This is a genomic window from Mesorhizobium sp. M1A.F.Ca.IN.020.03.2.1 (genome assembly GCF_004023205.1).
Classification (GTDB): Bacteria; Pseudomonadota; Alphaproteobacteria; order Rhizobiales; family Rhizobiaceae; genus Mesorhizobium.
Genome location: NZ_RZSV01000431.1, coordinates 1 through 1,923, shown reverse-complemented (window position 1 = coordinate 1,923; position 1,923 = coordinate 1). Strand labels below are relative to the sequence as shown.

At 64.6% G+C, this 1,923-nt stretch carries 1 protein-coding gene and 1 pseudogene; both read right to left on the bottom strand.

From position 1 onward, the window contains the following. Nucleotides 1-739 (bottom strand): annotated as a pseudogene (locus EOA79_RS31730) (guanylyl cyclase); the annotation flags it as partial. An 80-nt stretch (nt 740-819) separates the two neighbouring features. Then, nucleotides 820-1,914, bottom strand: coding sequence for a branched-chain amino acid ABC transporter substrate-binding protein (locus EOA79_RS31725; RefSeq protein WP_095823323.1), 1,095 nt, complete (start codon nt 1,912-1,914; stop codon nt 820-822). Between the last annotated feature and the right edge of the window lie 9 nt (nt 1,915-1,923).

Here is a 1,923-nt window from a genome sequence, read left to right as displayed (position 1 = left end):
TTTCCAGAGCGGCGAGCGAGCGGTGCAGCGGAAACAGGATCAACGCCAGATCGCCTCGCGTCGGCGCGGTCGCGGCCTTCACCAGCGCGTCGTTGACTGCCGAGATCTCCAGCAGCGCCTTCTGCTGGGGGATGTAAGCCGCAATCGCATGGACCATGTCGGCCATTGCCGCTGCGCGTCGATCGGGCGACAGCGACGTATCGGCCGCGACCGCCCGCCATTGCGGGAGCCTGGAATCCATCACCACGATGCCGGTGGCCAGAAGGCGTTGGCTGCCGGTCGTCGTCGCGGCGAGGCGGTTCAGAAGCTCCTCCTTTCGGGCGACCACATCGAGGCGGGCGACAACAAGAGAGTCGAGCTCCTTCAGGTTGCGCCTCAAAACAACCGCAGCTTCCTCGATCTCAGCTAAAGGCACTGTGCCCAGCGTAGCATCTCTGAGATCCGTACGCAGGGCCTCGAGGCGGGACATCTCGAGCGCGACGGCCGCCGAGACCTTGCTGTGCTGAGCCCTGCTTGTCGCCGCCAGCACCGATGGCGCGGCAGCGGCGACCCGTTCGGCCTGGCGCGACAGCTGGAGGGAGGCCAGCGCCGACGGCACCCGATCCCTGGTAATTCGGTCGACGACGTCGCCGACTTCGAGGAAAGCATAAAGCGCCGCGGCGGTAGCCAGCACCGCAAGGCCGCTGATCCCGAAAAAGGCGAGCAACAGCCGACCGCGTATGCCGAGGCGTTCAAGCATCGTGGGGAGTCGGAACAATCCAGCCACACTGGTCTGCATCAGACTAGACGTCTCAGCGTCACGCCGGCGTTCGGCGCACCCTATTCAACCGGCACGTACTCCCCGCCCCGCCAGACGTACCAAACCCAGCTCTGCCTCGTGAGGTCGCCCTTGGCGTCGAAATCGACCCTGCCAATGACGGTGTCGAATTGCTGTTCGCGCAGTGCCGCTATGACCGCCTTTGGCGCCAGCGAACCTGCCTTCGCCACCGCCTGGGCCCAGACCTGCACCGCGCAGTAGCTCAACAGCGTATAGCCCGCGGGCTCGAAGTTGTCCGCACGGAACTGCTCCACGATCGCGGCCGCGCCGGCATTTCGCCGCGGGTCCGCCGGGAAGGTGAACAGGGTCCCCTCCGCCGCTGAGCCTGCGATCAGGGCGAATTCCTCGGTAGCCAAAGCATCTCCGGATATGAGCTGAAGCGTGTAGTCCCGGTCGCCTGCAGCGCGAGCGATCAGCGCAACGTCGGCATGATACCCGCCCACATACAAGGCCGAAATGCCGGCGGATTGCAACGCAGCGACCTCGGCTGAATAGTCGTCCTTCCCAGGCCTGTATGCGTCGTAAAAAGCTTCAGTCACGCCCCGTTTGTTCAGCTGCTTCCTGGTCTCGTCGGCGAGACCCTTCCCATAGGTCGAATTGTCGTGAAGGATTGCGATCTTCTTGTCGCCCCAGTGATCGGCAAGGTAGTTGCCGGCGATGAAACCCTGCGCGTCGTCGCGGCCAATGGTGCGGAAGACATTGCCACGGCCGTGTTCGGTCAGCTGCGGATTGGTCGAGCCTGGGGATATTTGCACGACGCCCGCCGCCTCATACACTTTTGATGCGGGGATCGAGGCTCCAGAGCAATAATGCCCGACGACGAGCACCACCCCGTCGGCCACCAGCTTCTGGGCGGCCGCGACCGCCTGCTCGGGATCGCAGAAATCGTCGACCGAGATCAGCCTCACCTTCTGGCCGAGCACGCCACCCGCCGCGTTGAGGTCGGCCACCGCCCTCTCCGCGCCGCGTTGCCCCTGCTCGCCGATCCAGGCAAGCCGCCCTGTCATCGCAGACGAGACCCCGATCAGCACTTCAGCCCTCGCGGAACTGAACACAGCCGCCAGAACTAGGATCGCTAGGGCGATGACACGGTGCATGTTTTGCAC

Coding starts and splice junctions, on each gene's coding strand:
- EOA79_RS31725 (WP_095823323.1), bottom strand. CDS start 1,914: ATGCACCGTGTCATCGCCCTAGCGATCCTAGTTCTGGCGGCTGTGTTC.